This window comes from Clostridium transplantifaecale (assembly GCF_900626075.1).
Taxonomy (GTDB): domain Bacteria; phylum Bacillota; class Clostridia; order Lachnospirales; family Lachnospiraceae; genus Otoolea; species Otoolea transplantifaecalis.
Genome location: NZ_UYZY01000002.1, coordinates 324,457 through 344,138, shown reverse-complemented (window position 1 = coordinate 344,138; position 19,682 = coordinate 324,457). Strand labels below are relative to the sequence as shown.

Below are 19,682 nucleotides of genomic sequence, written 5' to 3'. Positions count from 1 at the left end.
ATTTGCTGGTATAATCATCTCAACAGACGATAAATCAATCGGAAGACAGGATAATGACAATTCTGCCGAATGACAAATCAGATTAAAAACGATCTGAAGTGACATTTTGAAAAATTAACTCGTAACGTGAAAGAAGGAGATAATATGGGAGAGATACGGGACAATATTGCGGATGGATATTATGAAGGGCTGATGAACGCGGTCGGATTCCGGGATCAGGATTTGAAGAAGCCTGTAATCGGTGTGGTGAATTCCTGGAACGACGTGAATCCGGGGCACAAGCCGTTTAAGGAGCTTGTAAATTATGTAAAGGAAGGAATCTGGGCAGCAGGCGGTGTCCCGGCTGAGTTTGGGGTGCCGGCCCCCTGCGACGGGATGGCCCAGCTTCGTGGAATGCAGTATGTGCTCCCTCAGAGAGATCTCATTGCTGCGTCAATCGAGGCTATGGCCGAGGCACATTCCTTTGACGGCATGGTGTTCTTGTGTTCCTGCGATAAAATTATTCCGGGAATGCTGATGGCGGCCGCGTCCTTAAATCTGCCGTCCCTGTTTTTGACGGCCGGTTCGATGGTTCCCTATGAAACGGGGGAGAATACCTTTGTGACATCGGATTTAAAAGAGTCTATCGGAGCCAGGAACAGCGGAAAAATCTCAGAGGAGACATTTCGGGATTACAAGGAAAACATGTGTTATTCCTGCGGAACGTGTTCCATGTACGGAACCGCTAACACGATGGGGGTGTTCGCCGAGGTGGTGGGACTTTGTCCCGTTGATTCCACAACAATGCTTTTCTGTTCCTCGGCAAAACAGAAGCAGGCAAGGGATGTGGGAGAGCGTATCGTCGGCCTGACAAAAGAGGGAATCTGTGCCCGGACCTTTCTGACCAGGGAGTCTCTCAGCAATGGCATCATGCATATTTCGGCCACAGGCGGTTCCACCAATGCCGTAATGCATGTCACGGCGCTGGCGCGGGTGCTGGGCCTTGATATGGATCTGAGGGAATTTGACAGAATTCAGGAGAGCGTTCCGGTCGTTGCCAAGTTCAAACCCTCGTCGAAGTATAATCTCCATGATTATCATAAAGCGGGCGGAGTCAGAGGATCCCTGACGGCAATCCGGGAGTTCCTCAATCTGCAGGTTCCCATGGCCTTCGGGGGAACGCTCGGGGACATGCTTGAGCGGTTTTCCGGTAAAATTAACCCGGAAGTCATTCACAGCCCGGAGCAGGCGCTGCATGAGGATGGATGTTTTGCCATTCTGCACGGCAACCTGGCGCCAAAGGGCGCTGTCGTGAAGAAGAGCGGAGTGGAACCGTCCATGTTTTACCACAGAGGACCTGCCGTGGTCTTTGACTCCGAGGAGGAACTGATGGAGCGTATGCTCAATTCCGATATTACGCCGGGATGCGTCCTCGTCATCCGCTATGAGGGACCGAAAGGAGGCCCCGGAATGCGGGAAATGTCGATTCCGGCCGCCATGCTCATTGGCATGGGTCTTCATACTTCGGTGGCAATGATCACGGACGGACGGTTTTCGGGTGCCTCCAGAGGACCGTGCGTGGGCCATATTTCCCCCGAGGCATGGGACGAAGGACCGATTGCCTGCATTAAGAACGGCGATATTATCACAATTGACCTGAACAATAAACGGATTGAGGTGGAATTATCTGAGGAAGAGTTGGAACAGAGGAGAAAGGAGATTGTAAAACCGGATCATAAGGCAGGGGGGATCCTGAATGCATACCGGAAAAGCGTATGCGGCGCAGAGGACGGCGCTCTGTGGCTTTATTCAGAAAACAAATGAGATTACACAGGAGGAATGGTAGGTTATGGGGACATTGGTTGCATTTTTAATTGGTTTGGCAGTAATGTTTTTTCTGATGCTGAAGACAAAGGTCGGGCCTTTTATGTCGATGCTCTTCGGCTCGCTGGTGATAGGGCTGGGCTGCGGGGTCAGTTCCGCGGACACGATCAGCGCAATTGCGGGAGGATTTGGAAACACTTGTAAAAGTATTGGTATTGTAATCATTTTTGGAACGATTCTGGGAGAGTACCTGGAAAAGTCGAATGCTACACAAAAGATTGCCACGACGCTTCTGCGTCTGACAGGAGACAAAAATGCTGATGTGGCGCTGGCAGCCACCGGATTCGTGGTATCGATTCCAGTTTTCTGTGACGTGGCGCTCATCATGCTGGCGCCGATTGCAAAGGCCGTAGCAAAAAAGAGCCGTTTAAAACTGGGCGCCCTGGCGACGGTTCTGGCTCTGGGCCTTCTTATCACAAATACATATGTGGCGCCGACACCGGCTCCGCTGTCCATTGCATCCATACTCGGCATCGATGTGGGGCAGTCCATTCTCTGGGGACTGGCGGCTTCCCTGTTTGTAGTTGTGGTTGTCTGGGCATACTGCCGCTTTTTCCTTCAGAAAAAGCCGGACGACTGGTATGTACGTTCAGACAGCACCGCATTGGAAGACAGTGAAAACGAAGACGGAGAGGAAACTAAACTGAGTAATGCGGCTCCGGCCGTTATGCCGTCGTTCCTGGCATCCATACTTCCGATCCTGGTGCCTATCGTTTTAATCCTTTTTAATACGACATGCAGCATGCTTCTTCCTGAGGGTGCGGCCCTTCTTACCGTCAGCTCCTTTTTAGGAGATAAAAACATTGCTTTAGCCCTTGGTATTGTGACGGCTATCCTGCTTTTGAAAAAAAGTATTCCTCAGAACGAGGTGTATGATGCGATGACAAATGCCCTTTCCACAGCCGGCCCGGTTATCTTTATTACGGCTGCAGGCGGCGCTCTTTCAAAAATTATCGACGCGACGGGAGTCGGTGTGCTCTTTGCGGATTCCCTTGCAGCCAGCGCTCTGCCGGTTATCATTATCCCGTTTTTAATCTGCGGCTTTTCAAAATTTGTCCAGGGTTCCTCCTCGGTTGCCGTTATCATGGCCTCAACCCTGACACTGCCGCTTTGCAATGCGGGACTGATTCACCCAATCGTTGCCTTTATCGCAATTTGCGCGGGTTCCGGCTTCGGTTCCCATGTAAACAACAGCTTTTTCTGGGTCTTTGCAAACCTCTTCGGGTATGACACCAAGACCACGTTGAAATCGCTCTGCGTGGGGCAGCATGTGATGGCGTTTGCCGGGCTGGTTGCGGCATGTATTGTCAGTATGATTCTTTAAATATAGCGATAGCAGGTAAAAGAATTGATAGGAGACTTTTACCATCGTCAGTCCACAAAAGACGGGGACCGGGATATACCGGCTACCCGTCTTTTGTGGACTGATGATAAACTATACAGTGTTATGAAAGAAAACTCTGATCAGCCTGCTTTGCCGTAATAAGGAAGCTGTTCTTCAAACCCCTTTTTGCCGCATTTGAACCACTCGATCATGTGCTTGACTGTGTCGGACGCTTTGGCAGCGGCGGCGAGGTCGGAGTTGAATGCCTGATGAGGCTGTACATAGATGTTTGCTGTCCTGTCTTCCGCCATTTCCAGAAGCCTTCTGGCTGACTGAAGGTTAATGTCTCCGGCCGGCTTCTGGCACTTTAAGGACTGGGAGAAATCATTCTCTGCAGTGAAGACATCCAGGCCGATGCCGCCGATAATCCCTTCCTGGTAGAGATGGAGAAGGCCTGCCTCGGGGGCAATTTCACCACGTGTTATATTGATGAAAATCAGTCCCTTTTTACCCTGCCTGAGAACGTCCTCGGAGAAGTAATTCTCATTGTAAAAGATGCTGTCGGGAATTCTCGTAAGATTCATTGCATTAATAATAATGTCACTGTTCTTTACGGCCTGCTCTTTCGATACGAAGTTCACGCTGTCGCCGTAAACCTGTTTCAGCTCTTCCTCACGGATATCAACTGCCTGGGCGGTGAGGCCGTTTGCCTTTACAAGGTCATAGGCCCGCTTTCCTATTTTGCCGACGCCAAAGACGGTTGCAACCCTGTCCGGGGTGAATTCCATGAAAGAGGCGGTCATGTTACGCTCAAATGTGGCGGCATTTACCGTATACTGGTTGAGCAGCCCCGCCGCGGCGTACATGAATTTGATAGCGGTCTGGGCGACGGAGTTGACGCAGTAATTTCTCAGTGATGTAATGTTGGCCTTGTCACTCAGTGTCTCCAGATGGTCATATCCGGCGCTTCTGGTAATAATGCTCTTTTTTGCGCCTGTAAGATAAGAGGACGGGATGATGGAATGCGTTTTAATACTGATAATATCGGGCAGCTCCTCATCCGGATTCTGATTTAGAAATTCCTGGAGGTTCTGAGGGGTTACAAGATAGCGTAAGTCTGCCGGAATCAGGCCGCATTCCTGCGCTGCCTTTGTTTCGTCTACAAGATGTCTGGCTTCTTCGCCGAGTGCTTCAAAATGGATGATATCATAATTTCTGCTCATAATTAAACTCCCTTCAATTTGTGCTGACTTTTTACAGATAACTGATAATCAGCTTTTATTCAAAGACTTCTTCTCCAACGTAGAGAGGGGTTGAATTGGAACTCGTTCCGGAATCATTTTTACGGGCTCCAAAGGGGGGACGCCACCATTTAAATACATAGGCGATGACACCCATAACACCTACGATACCAAAGCAGCCCCAGGTTACAAGATGAGGACCGAATACCGGCACTGCGGACATCAGTAACGGAGGGATAATTTGCAGCCCGATGATGATCGGACGGTTCAGCAGGTCGGAAATACCGGAATCCTCGATCCCTCTTGACTTCAGCTCCGGATCCACAATTCTCTGAAGCATTACTCCTGTGGCTGCAACACCGCAGGCGTGGCCCCATACCATCATGTTACGTTCGAACCAGTCTTTAACGGAAGAATATTTTCCGATTACCAGGAACCAGATCCAGTTTGTGATTAAGCCTGCCACGCATATGACAAGGAGTGGAACTGCGTATTTGATGACAACGCCTGTTTTTAAAGCTCCGATGCCTGAAATCATCAGGAAGTCGGTAGAAGTGCCGCTGATACGGTTTATGCTGGCTCTGTCCACATATTTATCTCCACCGGTCTTATTCAGACAGAAGTTCATGATAAAACCAAATAACAATGCGGTGCAGAATGCAGGAATTTCTACGCCGATAATCGGCGCGAGGTATTTTGACAATGCATATCCCATTATGGACGGAACCAGGACGAGCGCCAGATGAAAAGCCATCGGATCGGCACATATGGTTGAAATGGTTCCTTTTGTGCTGGCAGTCTGTTCTGCTTTTGGAATCAGGCCTGTTTTCATGGAAGCAGGAAGATCCTTGGGTGAGCGGACATAATTGGTATAATTTTTTCTTGCCCCCCAGTTGATTATGATAATTCCCAGAATAATGCCTCCGACAATTCCAACGGTCGCCGTAGTATACGCCAAATCGGTCGCTTCCGACCAGCCCAGCGCCTCATAGGCCTGGCCGACTGCCGCCGCTGTTCCATGGCCGCCGTAATATCCGGTTGCCATCATAAGACCAAATCCAGGATTCAGGTTGTAAAAGTGATTCAGTACATAGATGGTCAAAAACATTCCCACCGCATACTGGAGAACCGCAATGCCGGTAATGTTGAAGAACATTCCGCCGATAGCGGGACCGGACAAGGCGCCCTTAGCCGGTTTGTCTCCGATTGCCATAGCCGCAAATATAACGACGATTAAAACACTGGCGTAAGTGCCGAGGCTGCTGGAGAAAGGAATAATCCCCAATCCGTTGGGCCCGAAAATCAGAGCCAGAAACCCTGCTATCAGTGCAGGCGGTATTAAAAATTTTTGAAAGAATTTTACCTTCGCTCTAAGTATCTGGCCTGCCAAAAAAACCATTCCCATAAGGCAGACGTCAGTAAAGACTGTCCATAGTGTCATAGTGTTACCTCCCGTTTGATTAAACTCCCCTGTGTGTGTCAAGTTTCTGCGCATCAACTTTATGATTTATTTATAACACCTTTTATCTGCAAATACCTGCATTTGCTTAGGATAAAACTGATGTATCTTGCTGTTGGGATTTGCCAGAAAAATCATATAATTTAAGGTAAAAAAGAGGGAAATGCGCGTAATAAAAAAGAGAACAGTGTGAAAAAACACCGTTTGTACTATCTGATAGTGCAATATTAATAAAAGATCCAATTGATAAAGTGGAATATCTGGATTTATTAATGGCAGAAAAATGCAGAAAAATAATAAGATAGTGCAGTTGTTGCGCTTAATATCTATCATTTTTGTAAAAAAATTGCCTTTTTAATGATGAATCTTGCGCTGGGAAAGGAAAGTACTTGTAACGGAGAAGAGAAATGGATAGACTGTAAGAAATAGAAATGAGAGGGGAGAAGGCGGAATGATACAATGTCAATATGAGGTACATATCAGTAAGAATGACACTTATTCCATGGATCGCCCTCATTTCCATGAGGATATTGAAATTGTGCTCTGTATTGCCGGTGAAGGCGTATTCTTTCTGGAGCCGGAAGTGTTTCCACTTTACAGGGGGCAGTTGTTCCTGATCGATTCATCGATCCTCCACCGGAGTGTGGCGAATGAAGAGTACCGGTGTATGGTTTTTCATATTTCATCGGAGATGCTGCACGAATTTTCGTCCCTTCAGAGTAATTTCCAGGCGAGAAGCAAGCGGTCCGGCCTGGTTGCGACACTGACGGAAGAGAACACAAAATACCTGGAAACGCTCTATGGCAGACTTGCCGAAGACTTCGGCCATGAATTCGGTGGGGATATCAGGCAGACGATCACATTGCTGACCTTTTTGCTCACCTGTTTTTCTCATTTTAACGAGGCTGAGGACGGGGAGGTCCACACAAATCCGAGTCTTGATAAAGTGGCGCCGATCCTGACTTTTATCCAGGAGCATCTGGGAGCGGCCATGACCACGCAGTCTATTGCCGACGCTTTTTATATGAGTAAATACCATCTGTGCCATATTTTCAAAGAAGGCACCGGATTCAGTCTCATGGATTACGTCATCAACTGCCGCATACTGAAAGCCAGATCACTTCTCAGAAACGGTATGCGTGTCCAGGAAGTTGGAGAAAATGTAGGTTTCCGAAATAACGAGCATTTTATCAGAACCTTTAAAAAACTGACGGGAATGCCACCGAAACGGTATGCGATGATGTACAAAGACAGCGATCAGAATGCCAAGAGGGAACTTGTGGTGGTAGAAGGGAAGGATGGGAAAATTATAGAAGGAATAAAGGCATGAGGATTTAGTTGAGATGTGAGGACGCCTCTGTAAGACGGTGGACGGGGTAGTGGGAGGTTGTATATGAGTCTTCAGTCCCAGCAGTTGGTTGTGGTGAGGGGGAATCCGGAGAAAAAAATTCCTGCGGGGACACGCTCCCGCTTGTGAAGCGCACAACGGATGCTAAGCTCGAAAGGACCTCGCTAAGCACCGGCGGGCTTCAAGGTCTCCCTTCGGAAAGTTTTTCTCCTCCTTCCCCAGGCAGGATATTGACGGGACTGAAGGCTCAGGGAAGGTTATTGCCCCGTCCGCCGGCTTCAGGGGCTGATTGTCTCTTTCGTCAAGTGCGGGAGAGGTATTTACGCGGCCACTATATGGTCGTGAACCTTTTGAAGGTATTTCGGGCTGAGTTCAGAGATAAGTCCAAAGCTAAATTTAATGCTTAATCTAAAAATTCAATGGTTATTTAAGGATAGGTCAGGCGCTAAAGCCAGACTCATCAATTTAATACCATACAGGAGGCATCCTCCTGGAGTTCGGGGTGGCGAAAACCTTCGCATCTTCAGTTCCGGGCCATAACCTGCCTGTGAGGAAGAAGGGAGAAAAAGATTCCGGAGGGAACCTGGGAGTCCATCGGCACTTACCGAGGTTTTTCACGAGGTTAGTACCGCTATGAACTCCAACGAGGCTCTTCCGCAGCTATGGACAGCCGTGGTATAATGGTGGTAGAAAGAAGGGATCTTTTATGATGAAATATAAGGAACTGGAAAACTGCCCCCTAAAGTTTGACGAAAACCACTTTATCTATGAGTGGCACGACGATGGCTCCACCCTGCACCTCTACCTAAAATCCAGGTCCCACCCTTGTGCCTGCCCCGATTGCGGCGCCCTGTCGTCTACCCTAAATTCGGCTTATACCCGGACCCTTCAGGATACGCCCATCCGAGGCAAGCACACACTCCTTCATGTCAAATCTTATAAATATAAGTGTACTAATCCGGACTGTCAACGGAAGGTCTTTGTAGAACCCCTTCCCTTCGCAAGACATTCCCAAACCAGGACGGACGCCCTGAACGCAATGATCCTGGACGCCTTTCTTGCCGGAAATGCCGAAGGCAGCAGCCGCAGGCTGGCCCAAATCGGGGTAAAGGTCAGCGGGGATTCCATCTTGCGGCTTGGCAGCCGGTTTCAGCTGCCGGATGATCCGGAGGTGACTTCCATCGGAGTGGATGAGGTCGCGATCCGAAAAGGGCAGACCTATGCGACGGTTATTTATAACGCGCAGACCCATCTGCCGCTCGCTCTTTTTCCAGGGCGTGACGGAGCCTCTTTGAGGGAATGGCTTCTGGCCCATAAAAAAGTAAACAAGGTGGCCCGGGACCGGGCGAGCGCTTACTCGGAAGCAATCCGCCTGGCCCGCCCGAACTGTATCCAGATAGCCGACCGTTTTCATCTCTTGCAGAACCTGAGTACCGCTCTTTCGAAACTTGCTAAAGACGAAATACCGGACCATCTTTATCTAAAGGACGGAGAGATTCTGAAAAAACGGCCTGAAAAGATCTGGGTTGAACGGACCATCGATCCGGCTAAAATGGCCTCTCTGCACTATGATAACGCCTGCCCCTTAAAAACGGACGGGACGGAGCTTGTTTTCGACAGCCAATTCCATCGTCTGAGCGACGCGGTTCGGAAAAAACAGGATGAAGCCATTAAAAAAAAGCGAACGAATCCGTGCCGTACAGGAGAGGTGGGCCCAGATGGAAGAAAAGAAGATCCGCCCTCTGATGGACGAGTTCCACATGAAATATGAGACAGCAAACCGATATATCCATATGACAGAGGAAGAAATCATGCGCCTGGGCCGGAGAGAAATCCGGAAGGAAGGTTCGAAGGTAGCCGCCTATTCCAACCTGATTTACAAGATGATCCAAAACGGTGAAAGTGATCTCACGATTTATCAATACATCAGGTATCAAGGATACAGTGGGAGCCTGAACACGATATGGGATTACATTCACTGCCTAAAGGAAAATAACTTTCCCGGCTGGAAACAGAGCAACGCGATCTGTGCGTATCGCTCTTCTGAGGCAGAAGGGGTGATCCGTCTCAGCCGGGGACAGGTGGTAAGGTACTTGTTGACGGTCAATGCGAAAACCAAACGGGATAAAACAGTGCAGAAAAACAGTTCCGCCATCCAACAGGCCTATCCCATTACATCAGAAATCCATACCATGTACCAAGAATTCCATAAAATCCTGATGGGATCCAATGAGAAAGAATTAGCCCCGTTCATCCGGAAGTATGAGAAGAGCCGGATCCAGCCCTTTTGTGAAAGCATAAAAAAAGACATAGACTCAGTGAAAAATGCAATCAGGAATCCGGAAAGTTCCGGATTTGTGGAAGGGGGAAACAATCAATTCAAACTCACGAAACGGAATGAATATGGAAGAATGAAACTGGAAAGCCTGTTTAAAAAGTTTTGCCTGTCCTTTCTAGAAAAACGGCCCGGTTTCGATCTCAACCAGCTACTGCTGACTCGTTTTGGTTTTAAAGCTTAATGTCCATAGCTGCGGAAGAACCTCCAACGAGCGCAAGCGTTTCCCGCAGGAACTTTTTCTGCCCGGATTCCCCACCCGCAACCAAACTCAATCCGGGACTGAAGACTTACAACCTCCTCTCACCATCCCGGACCCCGGCCTGCGTCGGCTTCGCTGTCCTCTTTCTTCAAGAGGCGGCGCTTGTCGCTGCCACTACGTTTCTTAAAATCGCAACTATATAGTGGACGCGACAATACCACCACCCCACTTGATGAAAGAGACAATCAGCCCCTGAAGCCGGCGGACGGGGCAACAACCTTCGCTGAGTCTTCAGTCCCGCCGACAACCTGCCCGGGGAAGGAAGGAGAAAACTTTCCGAAGGGAGACCTTGGAATCCGCCGGTGCTTGATGAGGTATTTTCGAATCTAGCACCCGTTGCGCATTCCACAAGCGGAAGCGAGTCCCCGTAGGAATTTTTTCTCCTGGATTCCCCCTCACGATAACTTACAAACCGGGACTGAAGACTCATATACACACCCACCACCCCGTCCGCCGTCTTTCAGAGGCGTCCTCGCATCTCAACTAATACCTACTTAAACACCCCGTTTCTTTTTCTGAATGTCCAACAGTTGCAGGATCAAACTTTCCACAACATCTTTATATTCAATATCTAAAAGTTCAAAATTCGCTAATATTTCCTCAACGGAGTCATCATGGCAGCCGGGAAGATCGATTATATCTCCCTCACCGCCAACAGGAACAAAACCGGTTTCCAGAAGAAAATCACCTGAGGTTTTTAAGATTTTCGCCAGTTGCTTTATCTTGGCCACATCAGGCTGTCTTTTTCCCGTCTCATAGCCGCAGTAAGTGCTGTTCGTTATCCCCATGGCATCGGCTACCTGCTGCTGGGTGTACCCGATGGAAATTCTCGCTTCTTTTAACCTTTCGGTAAAACTCATTACGACACCTCACTTTCGCCTGAATCATAACATATGGTTGGCGTATCGTCAATAAAATCCCTCTAATATATTGACATGTTGGCGAATTGAGAATATAATGACACTGTGGTTTGGCGATACGCCAAGAAAGGAGGAATGCTACATATGTATCCCAATTTATTGGGCCAAAAAGAATTCTTTCATCTTACTGAGCAGGATATGGGAGAAATCATAGGCGTCAGCCGCAGCGATTACAGCCGGAAGATTTTGAACGGCAGCTTTTATCCGGGCGAGTGCCGGGCCTATTGCAGATATTTTAATAAGCCTTTTGATTTCTTATTTGCAACGGAGGGCGAAATCAGCCACTTTCTTAACAAATCCTTTCGGAATCTGCTTCCGTCTCCCTTTCCCACAGGGCAGAAAATGATTTCCAGTTAAGAAGCGCTGTAATGATATTGAGAAAGGGGGAATTAACATCTCAACGGAAATTAATCAGCTTTTGCAGAACTTTGAGATACCCAGGGTAGCCAGGGTACGCCAGTTTTTTAACAGTGAGGAACTGAAGGAACCTGAGAAGGAGCTTAAAAGACTGTTAGAGGAAAAAGAGCTTCCCATTAAAAAAGGAGCAAAAATTGCAATCACCTGCGGCAGCCGTGGAATTGACCGGTATGTGCCGCTGCTTAAAACCATTGTTGCGTTTGTAAAAGAAAAGGGCGGAATTCCTTTTCTCGTACCATCAATGGGGAGCCATGGCGGAGCAACGGCCAAAGGGCAGGCACTGGTGCTGGAAAAGTACGGAATTACGGAGAAAACCATAGGCGCTCCGGTCGTTTCCAGCATGGAGGTAAACCAGATTGGAACGACGAGGCAGGGACTGGGCGTTTACATTGACAGGAATGCCTGTCAGGCTGATGGGATTATTCTGTTCAACAGGGTGAAACCCCACACGTCCTTCCGCGGCCGTTATGAAAGCGGCCTTGTGAAGATGCTGGCAATAGGGCTTGCAAAGCAGAAGGGGGCGGAAGCCACCCATTTTCTGCGGTATGAGAATATGGCGGAAAACATTATAGCCGTGGCCTCGGTCGCCCTGGAAAAGCTTAATGTCATCTGCGGCGTGTCCACCATTGAGAACGGTTATGGGCGTCTGGCCAAGGTACACGTTTCCCGGAAGGATGAGATTATGGCCGATGAACCGGATTACCTTCAGGATGCCTGGAATAAGATGGCCAGGCTTGCACTTAATGAAATTGATGTGCTGGTTGTAGGAGCCATTGGCAAGGAGATCAGCGGAACCGGTATGGATACCAACATTGTGGGCCGGTTTCACACCAATGCCGCAGGGGGCGGTCCCAGAACAGTAAAGCTGGGCGTACTGAACATAACGGAAAAATCGGAGGGAAACGCCAACGGTATGGGACTGGCCGATTTTATCCCCAGGCATATGTATGAACAGATTGATTTTGGCAGTACCTATGTCAACACGCTGACGTCTACGGAACCCAACAGCTCCCGGCTTCCGATGGTGGTGGAGGATGACAGGGCTGTTTTCAAAGCCTGCGTCAAGCTCTGCGGAAGCATAAAGAATGAGGAGATTCGTATGGTGATCATTCCTGATACAAAGCATCTGGACGAGATCTATCTGTCCGAAGCCGCAATTAATGCAGCCTGCCGTCCGATTCAGGTGGAGAGCGGATTTATGGAGGTTCCTTTTGACAGGGAGGGGAACCTGCTCCTGTTCGCAGACGGCCGCGATTCTGCCGGATAAAAAGGATTTTACGCAACATGACTTGGAATCAATGACTTTAGTATAATTTTGGAGTGACTATCTGTGAGGAGGTATATGTTATATGGAATTGACTATGAGTTCTGCCATATGGCAGGTAATGGTTGATGCGGCAGTTATGGGAACGCTGCTGCTGATTGGGGAATTTTTACGGGCTAAGGTAAAATGGTTTCAGAAGGCATTAATCCCGCCTGCTGTCCTGGCCGGTGTTCTGGCTCTTTTACTGGGGCCGAAAAGCCCGTGGGAGGCATGCAGGATTCTGCCGCTTTCCAGTTCCTTCGGAACCTACGCCAGCGTTTTGATCGTGCTGGTTTTTGCTGCCACACCCATTGGGGACAGGCCTAAGAAAGGAGCAATGGCCGGATCTAAGATTATGGGAATGTTTTTCAACATTTCCGGTATTGCCGTTCTCCAATACGGGATCGGAATGCTGGTGACGATCACGGTACTGACCAAGTTCTATCCTGCCCTGAACGAAAACTTTGGGCTGATGATGGCCACCGGTTTTTACGGAGGCCACGGAACGGCTGCCGCCGTCGGTAAATCACTGGCCGATCTTGGAGTGGCCGATATGACGGATCTGGGATATACTTGTGCCACAATCGGAATCGTGGGCGGAATTATCACAGGTATTCTAATCATTAACTGGGGCACGCGTAAAGGTTATACCCACTATGTGGAAAATCCCAGTGAACTGCCGGTTGATATGCGTACCGGACTGGTACCGCCGGAAAAACAAAAATCATCTTCCAAAGGAACCGTGGCCTCTATCTGCCTGGATCCGCTGGGATATCACCTGGGTATCGTTCTCTTTGCTTCCTGGCTGGGTTATATGGCATCCGCCGGGTTTGCAAAATGGACACTGGCAACCTTTAATTATAAAATATCAATCCCGGAGTTCTGTCTTTCATTGTTCGCAGGACTGATTATAAACGCGCTTCTGAATAAGAGCGGAGCATATAAATATGTGGATCGCGGATCCATACAGAGAATTCAGGGAACGGCCACCGATTTCCTGATGATATCGGGTATCGGTTCACTGAATTTGACCGTAGTTATGAATTATGCGGTTCCGCTGATTGTCGTATGCGTACTTGGATTTTTGTCCGTATGGGTATGGTTTATCTGGATTGGCGGAAAATCCTCAGAGGAAGACTGGTTTGAGCGGAATATGATGATGTGGGGCCATGCCACAGGCGTTGCCGCTACCGGTGTACTGCTGCAGCGTATCGTGGATCCGGATCTTAAGAGCCGCGGTATCGAGGATTCCGGTATTTCCGATATTTTCAACCGTCCGATTATCATAGGCCTGCAGGTGATTCCCCCAATTCTAATCACCTCAATGGGTACCACGGGTTCCTGGATTGTCACTGGCGCATGTTTTGCGATTGTGGCTGTTATGTGGCTGCTTGCATGGATGACCAAGGGATGGGTAGCCGGACGCAAACTGGAAAAATACAGATAAAATCGATAGACAACATCGATGTATGAATAATAAGTCACGTTTTACATAAAAGGAGGGCTGCCGCAGTGATGCGGCAGCTCTTTTTACGGATATGGCCGGGCGGTTTCAATTGGAATCTGAATCTCCGTGAGAAACTCTTTCGGGTTGTTGGTCATGGAAATATTGATGATAGAGGTCTCGATGGAGTTACCGGTCACGGTCAGCCCCTGCTTCTCGATGTAATTCCATAATTTGCGGTAAGTCCTGGATATGGTCTGGTAGCCTCCGGTATGGCAGGCGACGATAAATGTTCCGGCAGGGATGGAAGACAGCCGTTTTGCCTCCATGCCGGTAAAGGGTTTTACAAAGAAACCAATGGAGTTATAGGTCAGAAAATGATGGTTTTCCAGATTTTCCTGGTGAATTTCCAGCAGGATTTCCCCTTTGTCGTAGGAGGGGCGGTCGTGCAGGGCCTTTATGTAGGAGGAATAGAGGAGTTTGATACAGGCATAAAGATCTTCGCTGGAAAAATTAATATTCATCCTGTACAGATACCGCTCCGGGCACTGCCTCACCTCAAAAGCAGACGATTTATGTTTTGACAGTTCGATTTTATTGATCAGCTCCTCATTCTGCCGGTTCAACTCATTCAATTCCGCCAGCTCGGCCTCAATGATGCTGCGGCGCTCCAGGAGCAGTTTTTCCAGCGAGGCGACATTCTTGGCGCTGCTGTGGGCTTTGATCTGCTCCAGGCTGAGCTGCAGCTTTTTCAGTTTACCAATCATATTGAGCTGGAAAAGCTGGTTGTATTCATAGTAACGGTAACCCGTGTTTGTATCGCGGGCGGACGGCCTGCACAGGCCGATGGAATCATAATAGCGGAGAGCCGATTTGGAAATATTTAAAAAACGGCTTATCTCGGCTATGGTATATTTGTCGTTCATGGGGATGCATCCTTTCCCGCCGGGTTCCCCGGCCGTATTAAAACAGCCGGACGGCTGCAAAACAACATGTTCTAAGACAGTTATACTATAACAGGACAAAACATTCAAGCAGACTTTAATGTTTAAATGCCTGTAAAATAAGGAAAAAATGAATTGAAATTAGTTTAATGGAAGTATTGACATTCAAGTAAGATAACAGGTTACACTTAAGGCAGTTGAGAAAGGAGAGTATCTATGGAAAAACGTTTTTTAAATGTCTCCGTCATGCAGCATACGATATCGGCCGACTTAAACACCAACCTTAAGGTAATCGGGGATTCCGTAGAAAGCCTGATGATGGGATATGTCAGACCGGAATTGATTGTGGGTGTGGAGTTTGGAATCAGCAAGTCCCCTATATCAATCGATGATGAGGCGATTAAGTTCCTGGCAGGTCTTGCAAAAAAGCACCGTGTATACCTGGTGCCGGGGACATTTGCCGAAAAGTCGGAGGAGCTGGCGGAGGGCGAGGCATACAATACCTGTCCTGTTTTTGGACCGGACGGCACGATGATTTGCCGGTACAGAAAAAAAGTTCCGTTCCGGCCCGGGGAGATGTCGGTGCCCAGCAATGAGGAGGAGGACTACTGCATTTTCAAAATCCGGGAGAAGGGGATTACGGTAGGGCTGCAGATATGTTATGATCAGTTTTTCCCGGAGATTTCCAGGACTCTGGCCCTGAAGGGCGCGGAGCTGATTCTGTGTCCGGCGTTAGACCCCATCGAATACCGTCATGTTCCGGAAATCCTGCCTAGAGCCAGGGCGCTGGAAAATGAACTGTTTTATATCTGGACATGCGGTACGGGGCAGCTCGGGGCCTCGACGTGCTGCGGAAACTCGGTGATTGTGGATCCGGAAGGCCAGGTCCTCATCAAATGTCCCGAGACGCCCGCACTTGTGACAAGGACGCTAGACTTCTCACAGGTGGAGCTTAAGAGGGAGTACGGTAGGGACCAGCATCTGAATTCGCTCAGATATTTTAATGTACAATATCCGTTTGCCGGCCGTCTCAACGAGGCCCCCGTCTATCAGGGAGCGGGCAGTCTGACGGCGGACAGAAAAGAATATGAGGAAAAGACACGTGGAGTAAGGATGGGAAATTTGTAAGGGGGAAAGAAAATGGAGAGTACAAAAGGGAAAGATAATTCGGCGGTTCTGAAATTTCTCCTTTTTTCAGGAATCGGGGCATTCATGTTTTTTGTCAATGTAAGAATAGGCGGTGTGTCAGTTATACCGATTCAGCATATCATTAACCTGATTAAGAAGCTGTGCGGGCCTGTCATACCGTATTTTACACTGGTCATGGTCATGGCCGGCGGAATTATGCCGATTATGAACGGAAGCTATAAGAAATCAATGTTTAATTTTGTATTTACGATAATTAAACTGCTCGGCACTGTTATTGGTTTTATGGCGGTTTTCAATGTGGGACCAGAGGCGGTTATGCGTGCCGACATGATTCCGTTTCTATATAACAGCGTGGTCATACCGATTGCCCTGATGATTCCGGTGACCGGAATTGCCTATGTATTGCTTCTGAATTTTGGACTGGTAGAATTTATCAGCGCATTCATGCAGCCAGTCATGAGAAAAATATGGAAAACTCCGGGGGAGAGCGCCATTGATGCGGTTGTATCATTCTCAGGCGGTTACGCTCTGGCGGTGCTTTTGACAAACGACCTGTATAAAAAAGGGGTATACAGCGCAAAGGAGAGTGTGATTATTGCCACCGGATTTTCAACGGTATCCATCTCATTTCTGATCGTTATTGCCAATACCCTTGGTTTTATGGAGCACTGGACCCTGTATTTTTTTGCATGCTTTTTTGTAACCTTTCTTGTGACCGCTCTTACAGCCCGTATTTATCCGATATCAAAAATTCCGAACAATTATTACGAGAAAAAGGCGGAAAGTACAATGGATTACAGTGAACCGCTGCTGAAACGCGCCTATCATGCGGGCGTTAAACAGGCCCGGGAGGCAAAACCATTATCCTACTATCTGAAAGATTACTATATGGGAGACGCTATCAAGATGTCTTCTTCCGTTACGGCCAGTATCCTGGTAATCGGTCTGCTCGGCATGCTGATCGCGGAATATACGCCTCTCTTTGATGTAGTCGGATACCTTTTTTACCCGGTAACGTGGCTTCTGCATCTGCCGGAACCAATGCTGGCCGCAAAGGCGGCAGCTATTGAGATTGCGGAGATGTTCCTGCCGTCCATGCTGGTGGTGGAGAGCGCGATGGTGACGAAGTTTACGGTTGCAGTGACGAGCGTATCGGCCATCCTGTTTTTCTCGGCCTCCATTCCCTGTCTGCTGTCCACGGATATCCCCATTAAGATGAAAGATATCTTCCTGATTTGGTTCGAGAGAACGGTTCTGTCACTGATTATGGCTGCGGCCATCGGGTTTATTTTCTTCTGAGGCGGCAGATAAAATGAAAAAGGGAAATGTGTCATATTTTCAGGGTGCTGTTTTATCCTGGCCTCCCTGACCATTTACGGCCGACGCTGTACCGGAGTAGTCAATAACGGAAAAAAACAGAACAAAAAAAGAATCTCCGTAAAGAGTGCGTTTCAAAGGCCGTAGCGGCTTTTGGGACGCATTCTGCGATCCGGGTGACATTTATTGTCTATTGTCAAGCCGCGGCGCGGGAAGTATAATTAGAGGCAAAATGCAATAAGGACAAAGCCGGATGAATTCGGAGGAGCATACAAAAGAATGAAAAACAGAGACAGATGGGGAATACATGAGGAAGACCTGAATGGTTCAGGCCGTGGCGGCCGGTTTAACACAACATGGCTGCTGGCCGGGATTCTTGCCGTTTTATTGGTTGTGGCCGCTGTAATCTATATGAATCAAACCAGCCGTACAGGCGGTCGGACAAACGGAGCGGGAAGTGAGCTCAGCGAGAGCCTGAACGGTGGAGAACCGGGGAATGAGAATGTGAGAGACGAGACCGGGGCAACGGCTTCACTGCCATCAGGGACCGGGGAAAACGGTACGGAAACAGAGGCTGAAATGGAAACGGAAACGGAACCCGAAACCGAGGAAACGACGGAGGCCGTTCCCGTGCAGCTTGAGAGCTTAAGCGGACTGGCGCCCGGGACAATCCTTGAGCCGGAGCAGATTAATTTTGACGGTCTCAGCCGGTATTTTATGAGCTGGAAGATCGAGGAAGGCGATAACCTGTATGACAGGATTAACGGCAAATCCTACCGCGCCAATAACCACGTTCCGCTTAGTTCCCTGCGTTATCTGAAGATGCCCCACTATAATTTCAGGGGCCAGATTCAGGTGGGGGAGATGATTGTCAACAAGGATATCCAGGAGGATGTCTTCAGTATCTTTACAGAGCTGTTTAAGGCGAAGTACCAGATCCAGTCCATGTATCTGGTGGATAATTACTGGACCGGGGATGCCGAGACGTCGGATTCGGCCTCCATTGATGAGAACAATACGTCGGCTTTCTGCTACAGGGAGATTTCCGGAGGAGGCAATCTGTCCAACCACGCCTACGGCAGGGCAATCGACCTGAATCCTCAGCAGAACCCATATGTTTCTTACTCATCCGGATCGCCGAGATGGTCGCATTCCAATGCAAACGATTATATCGCCAGGGACACGGGTCTGCCCCATGTGATTACCCATGAGGATTTGGCATACAAACTGTTTACAAAGCGCGGTTTCCGCTGGGGCGGGGATTGGAATACGCCGAAGGACTACCAGCATTTTGACAAGAATAACAAGTAACTGACAGAAACAACAAGTAACTTAAAAAGGAGCATCAGGGCATCCACAGTCAAATGCAGCCTGCCGGGCTGTGATATTCTGTGTATACAGGAGGTGCTTATAAATGCATGCATGGGAACAGATACAACTGACAATCGAATTTATTGAAGAACATCTGGGAGAGGAAATCAGTATCAGGGAGCTGGCGGATCTTGCCTGCCTGTCACCATTTTACTATCAGAGGCTGTTTGGCCGTCTGGTAAAAAAGCCGGTGGCCGAATATATCAGGCTGAGGAGGATGGCAAAGGCCATGGACGCCCTTCTTCAGAAAGACAGACGCATTCTGGATATTGCGGTGGAACTCGGCTTTTCTTCACACGAACATTTTACACGGACCTTTAAATCCACCTTTGGAATGACACCCGAGGAGTACAGGAGCAATCCCGGCCCGCTCAACCGGATGACCAAACCGGAACTGATGCTCAAATATACTCTGGTCGATGAGGGGGTGCCGCTGATTACGGATGGTATCGTCCTGGAAATCCACCGGAGACAGGTGAAAGAGCCGATAGTCTACACAGGACTGGAGAAAAAAATGCCCGTCCGGTTTATGTGCGGTCTGGGAACAGAGTCTGGAGTGGATCCGCTGGATACGCTCTGGAGAGACTTCCATGACGGGAAAGCGGCAGCAGGCGGAGTGTTCGGTGAGGAGGAACTGGGCGTCGCGTACCCATGTGACGAAAAAGATTTTTTCCTCTATTTTGCAGGGGCCAGGGCCAGTACGGATGTGACCTCTTGCGGCTATAAAAAGTGGGAACTGCCGAAGGGAGAGTATATTGTCTGCGACTTTGAGGCGGAAGACTTTGAAGCTCTTGTCATGGATGTTCTGTACAAGGCGGAACAGTATCTATATAATGTGTGGCTCCCGCGCCATAATCTTGTGACGGAACCGTTCTGTGCGGAACGGTATGCCAGCCACAGCCCGGAGACCAAAAAAATGGAAGTGTGGCTGAAGGTGGCGGAACCGAATTGAATAGAACGTTTGCCAGGTAACTAAAATGGAGGG

The 19,682-nt window shown here is 48.8% G+C and carries 16 protein-coding genes; 12 read left to right on the top strand and 4 right to left on the bottom strand.

Annotation, left to right across the window (positions count from 1 at the left end):
* Positions 1–144: 144 nt before the first annotated feature.
* Positions 145–1,803 (top strand): dihydroxy-acid dehydratase, encoded by a 1,659-nt coding sequence (ilvD, locus tag EJL91_RS07260; RefSeq protein WP_125141298.1) that lies wholly within the window; start codon positions 145–147, stop codon positions 1,801–1,803.
* 25 nt (positions 1,804–1,828) lie between these two features.
* Positions 1,829–3,187: a GntP family permease gene (locus tag EJL91_RS07255; RefSeq protein WP_125141297.1), complete on the top strand. Its 1,359-nt coding sequence runs from the start codon at positions 1,829–1,831 to the stop codon at positions 3,185–3,187.
* 140 nt (positions 3,188–3,327) lie between these two features.
* On the opposite strand, the gene EJL91_RS07250 is transcribed toward EJL91_RS07255, so the two are convergent.
* Together EJL91_RS07250 and EJL91_RS07245 are read right to left on the bottom strand one after the other, a co-directional pair.
* The gene (locus tag EJL91_RS07250; protein ID WP_125141296.1) at positions 3,328–4,410 is read right to left on the bottom strand and encodes an NAD(P)-dependent oxidoreductase; all 1,083 of its coding nucleotides are present in this window, start codon (positions 4,408–4,410) and stop codon (positions 3,328–3,330) included.
* Between the two features lie 55 nt (positions 4,411–4,465).
* Complete coding sequence (locus tag EJL91_RS07245) at positions 4,466–5,869, bottom strand: sodium/glutamate symporter (protein WP_125141295.1); 1,404 nt, start codon at positions 5,867–5,869, stop codon at positions 4,466–4,468.
* A 469-nt stretch (positions 5,870–6,338) separates the two neighbouring features.
* On the opposite strand from EJL91_RS07245, the gene EJL91_RS07240 reads away from it, so the two are divergent.
* From EJL91_RS07240 to EJL91_RS07230, 3 genes are all read left to right on the top strand, one after another.
* Entirely contained in the window at positions 6,339–7,217 is an 879-nt protein-coding gene (locus EJL91_RS07240; RefSeq protein ID WP_125141294.1) for an AraC family transcriptional regulator, read from the top strand.
* A gap of 724 nt (positions 7,218–7,941) precedes the next feature.
* Entirely contained in the window at positions 7,942–9,006 is a 1,065-nt protein-coding gene (locus EJL91_RS07235) for an ISL3 family transposase (RefSeq protein WP_243125265.1), read from the top strand.
* Positions 8,954–9,754: a transposase gene (locus EJL91_RS07230; protein WP_164516771.1), complete on the top strand. Its 801-nt coding sequence runs from the start codon at positions 8,954–8,956 to the stop codon at positions 9,752–9,754. The genes EJL91_RS07235 and EJL91_RS07230 overlap by 53 nt, the downstream gene beginning before the upstream one ends.
* 572 nt (positions 9,755–10,326) lie before the next feature.
* On the opposite strand, the gene EJL91_RS07225 is transcribed toward EJL91_RS07230, so the two are convergent.
* Entirely contained in the window at positions 10,327–10,692 is a 366-nt protein-coding gene (locus EJL91_RS07225) for a helix-turn-helix domain-containing protein (protein ID WP_125141292.1), read from the bottom strand.
* Positions 10,693–10,836: 144 nt separating this feature from the next.
* On the opposite strand from EJL91_RS07225, the gene EJL91_RS07220 reads away from it, so the two are divergent.
* From EJL91_RS07220 to EJL91_RS07210, 3 genes are all read left to right on the top strand, one after another.
* On the top strand, positions 10,837–11,109 hold the full coding sequence (locus tag EJL91_RS07220; protein WP_125141291.1) for a helix-turn-helix transcriptional regulator: 273 nt from the start codon (positions 10,837–10,839) through the stop codon (positions 11,107–11,109).
* Between the two features lie 61 nt (positions 11,110–11,170).
* Positions 11,171–12,436, top strand: a complete 1,266-nt coding sequence (locus EJL91_RS07215) for a nickel pincer cofactor-dependent isomerase, group 22 (RefSeq protein ID WP_125141290.1) — start codon at positions 11,171–11,173, stop codon at positions 12,434–12,436.
* Between the two features lie 82 nt (positions 12,437–12,518).
* Positions 12,519–13,919, top strand: a complete 1,401-nt coding sequence (locus EJL91_RS07210) for a sodium/glutamate symporter (protein WP_125141289.1) — start codon at positions 12,519–12,521, stop codon at positions 13,917–13,919.
* An 83-nt stretch (positions 13,920–14,002) separates the two neighbouring features.
* On the opposite strand, the gene EJL91_RS07205 is transcribed toward EJL91_RS07210, so the two are convergent.
* A complete protein-coding gene (locus EJL91_RS07205; protein WP_243125264.1) occupies positions 14,003–14,842 on the bottom strand; it encodes a MerR family transcriptional regulator in 840 nt (279 codons plus the stop codon).
* A 234-nt stretch (positions 14,843–15,076) separates the two neighbouring features.
* Here EJL91_RS07205 and EJL91_RS07200 point away from each other — a divergent pair, with 234 nt between their 5' ends.
* The 4 genes from EJL91_RS07200 (at position 15,077) to EJL91_RS07185 (ending at position 19,649) form a co-directional block, all read left to right on the top strand.
* Complete coding sequence (locus tag EJL91_RS07200; protein ID WP_125141288.1) at positions 15,077–15,988, top strand: carbon-nitrogen hydrolase family protein; 912 nt, start codon at positions 15,077–15,079, stop codon at positions 15,986–15,988.
* A gap of 12 nt (positions 15,989–16,000) precedes the next feature.
* Complete coding sequence (locus tag EJL91_RS07195) at positions 16,001–17,308, top strand: YjiH family protein (RefSeq protein WP_125141287.1); 1,308 nt, start codon at positions 16,001–16,003, stop codon at positions 17,306–17,308.
* 297 nt (positions 17,309–17,605) lie between these two features.
* A complete protein-coding gene (locus EJL91_RS07190; protein WP_125141286.1) occupies positions 17,606–18,637 on the top strand; it encodes a M15 family metallopeptidase in 1,032 nt (343 codons plus the stop codon).
* A gap of 103 nt (positions 18,638–18,740) precedes the next feature.
* Complete coding sequence (locus EJL91_RS07185) at positions 18,741–19,649, top strand: AraC family transcriptional regulator (protein WP_125141285.1); 909 nt, start codon at positions 18,741–18,743, stop codon at positions 19,647–19,649.
* The last annotated feature ends 33 nt before the right edge of the window (positions 19,650–19,682 follow it).

Bases quoted from the DNA above. Each gene is read 5' to 3' on its own strand.
- ilvD (WP_125141298.1), top strand. From the start codon at position 145: ATGGGAGAGATACGGGACAATATTGCGGATGGATATTATGAAGGGCTG.
- EJL91_RS07255 (WP_125141297.1), top strand. From the start codon at position 1,829: ATGGGGACATTGGTTGCATTTTTAATTGGTTTGGCAGTAATGTTTTTT.
- EJL91_RS07250 (WP_125141296.1), bottom strand. From the start codon at position 4,410: ATGAGCAGAAATTATGATATCATCCATTTTGAAGCACTCGGCGAAGAA.
- EJL91_RS07245 (WP_125141295.1), bottom strand. From the start codon at position 5,869: ATGACACTATGGACAGTCTTTACTGACGTCTGCCTTATGGGAATGGTT.
- EJL91_RS07240 (WP_125141294.1), top strand. From the start codon at position 6,339: ATGATACAATGTCAATATGAGGTACATATCAGTAAGAATGACACTTAT.
- EJL91_RS07235 (WP_243125265.1), top strand. From the start codon at position 7,942: ATGATGAAATATAAGGAACTGGAAAACTGCCCCCTAAAGTTTGACGAA.
- EJL91_RS07230 (WP_164516771.1), top strand. From the start codon at position 8,954: ATGGAAGAAAAGAAGATCCGCCCTCTGATGGACGAGTTCCACATGAAA.
- EJL91_RS07225 (WP_125141292.1), bottom strand. From the start codon at position 10,692: ATGAGTTTTACCGAAAGGTTAAAAGAAGCGAGAATTTCCATCGGGTAC.
- EJL91_RS07220 (WP_125141291.1), top strand. From the start codon at position 10,837: ATGTATCCCAATTTATTGGGCCAAAAAGAATTCTTTCATCTTACTGAG.
- EJL91_RS07210 (WP_125141289.1), top strand. From the start codon at position 12,519: ATGGAATTGACTATGAGTTCTGCCATATGGCAGGTAATGGTTGATGCG.
- EJL91_RS07205 (WP_243125264.1), bottom strand. From the start codon at position 14,842: ATGAACGACAAATATACCATAGCCGAGATAAGCCGTTTTTTAAATATT.
- EJL91_RS07200 (WP_125141288.1), top strand. From the start codon at position 15,077: ATGGAAAAACGTTTTTTAAATGTCTCCGTCATGCAGCATACGATATCG.
- EJL91_RS07195 (WP_125141287.1), top strand. From the start codon at position 16,001: ATGGAGAGTACAAAAGGGAAAGATAATTCGGCGGTTCTGAAATTTCTC.
- EJL91_RS07190 (WP_125141286.1), top strand. From the start codon at position 17,606: ATGAAAAACAGAGACAGATGGGGAATACATGAGGAAGACCTGAATGGT.
- EJL91_RS07185 (WP_125141285.1), top strand. From the start codon at position 18,741: ATGCATGCATGGGAACAGATACAACTGACAATCGAATTTATTGAAGAA.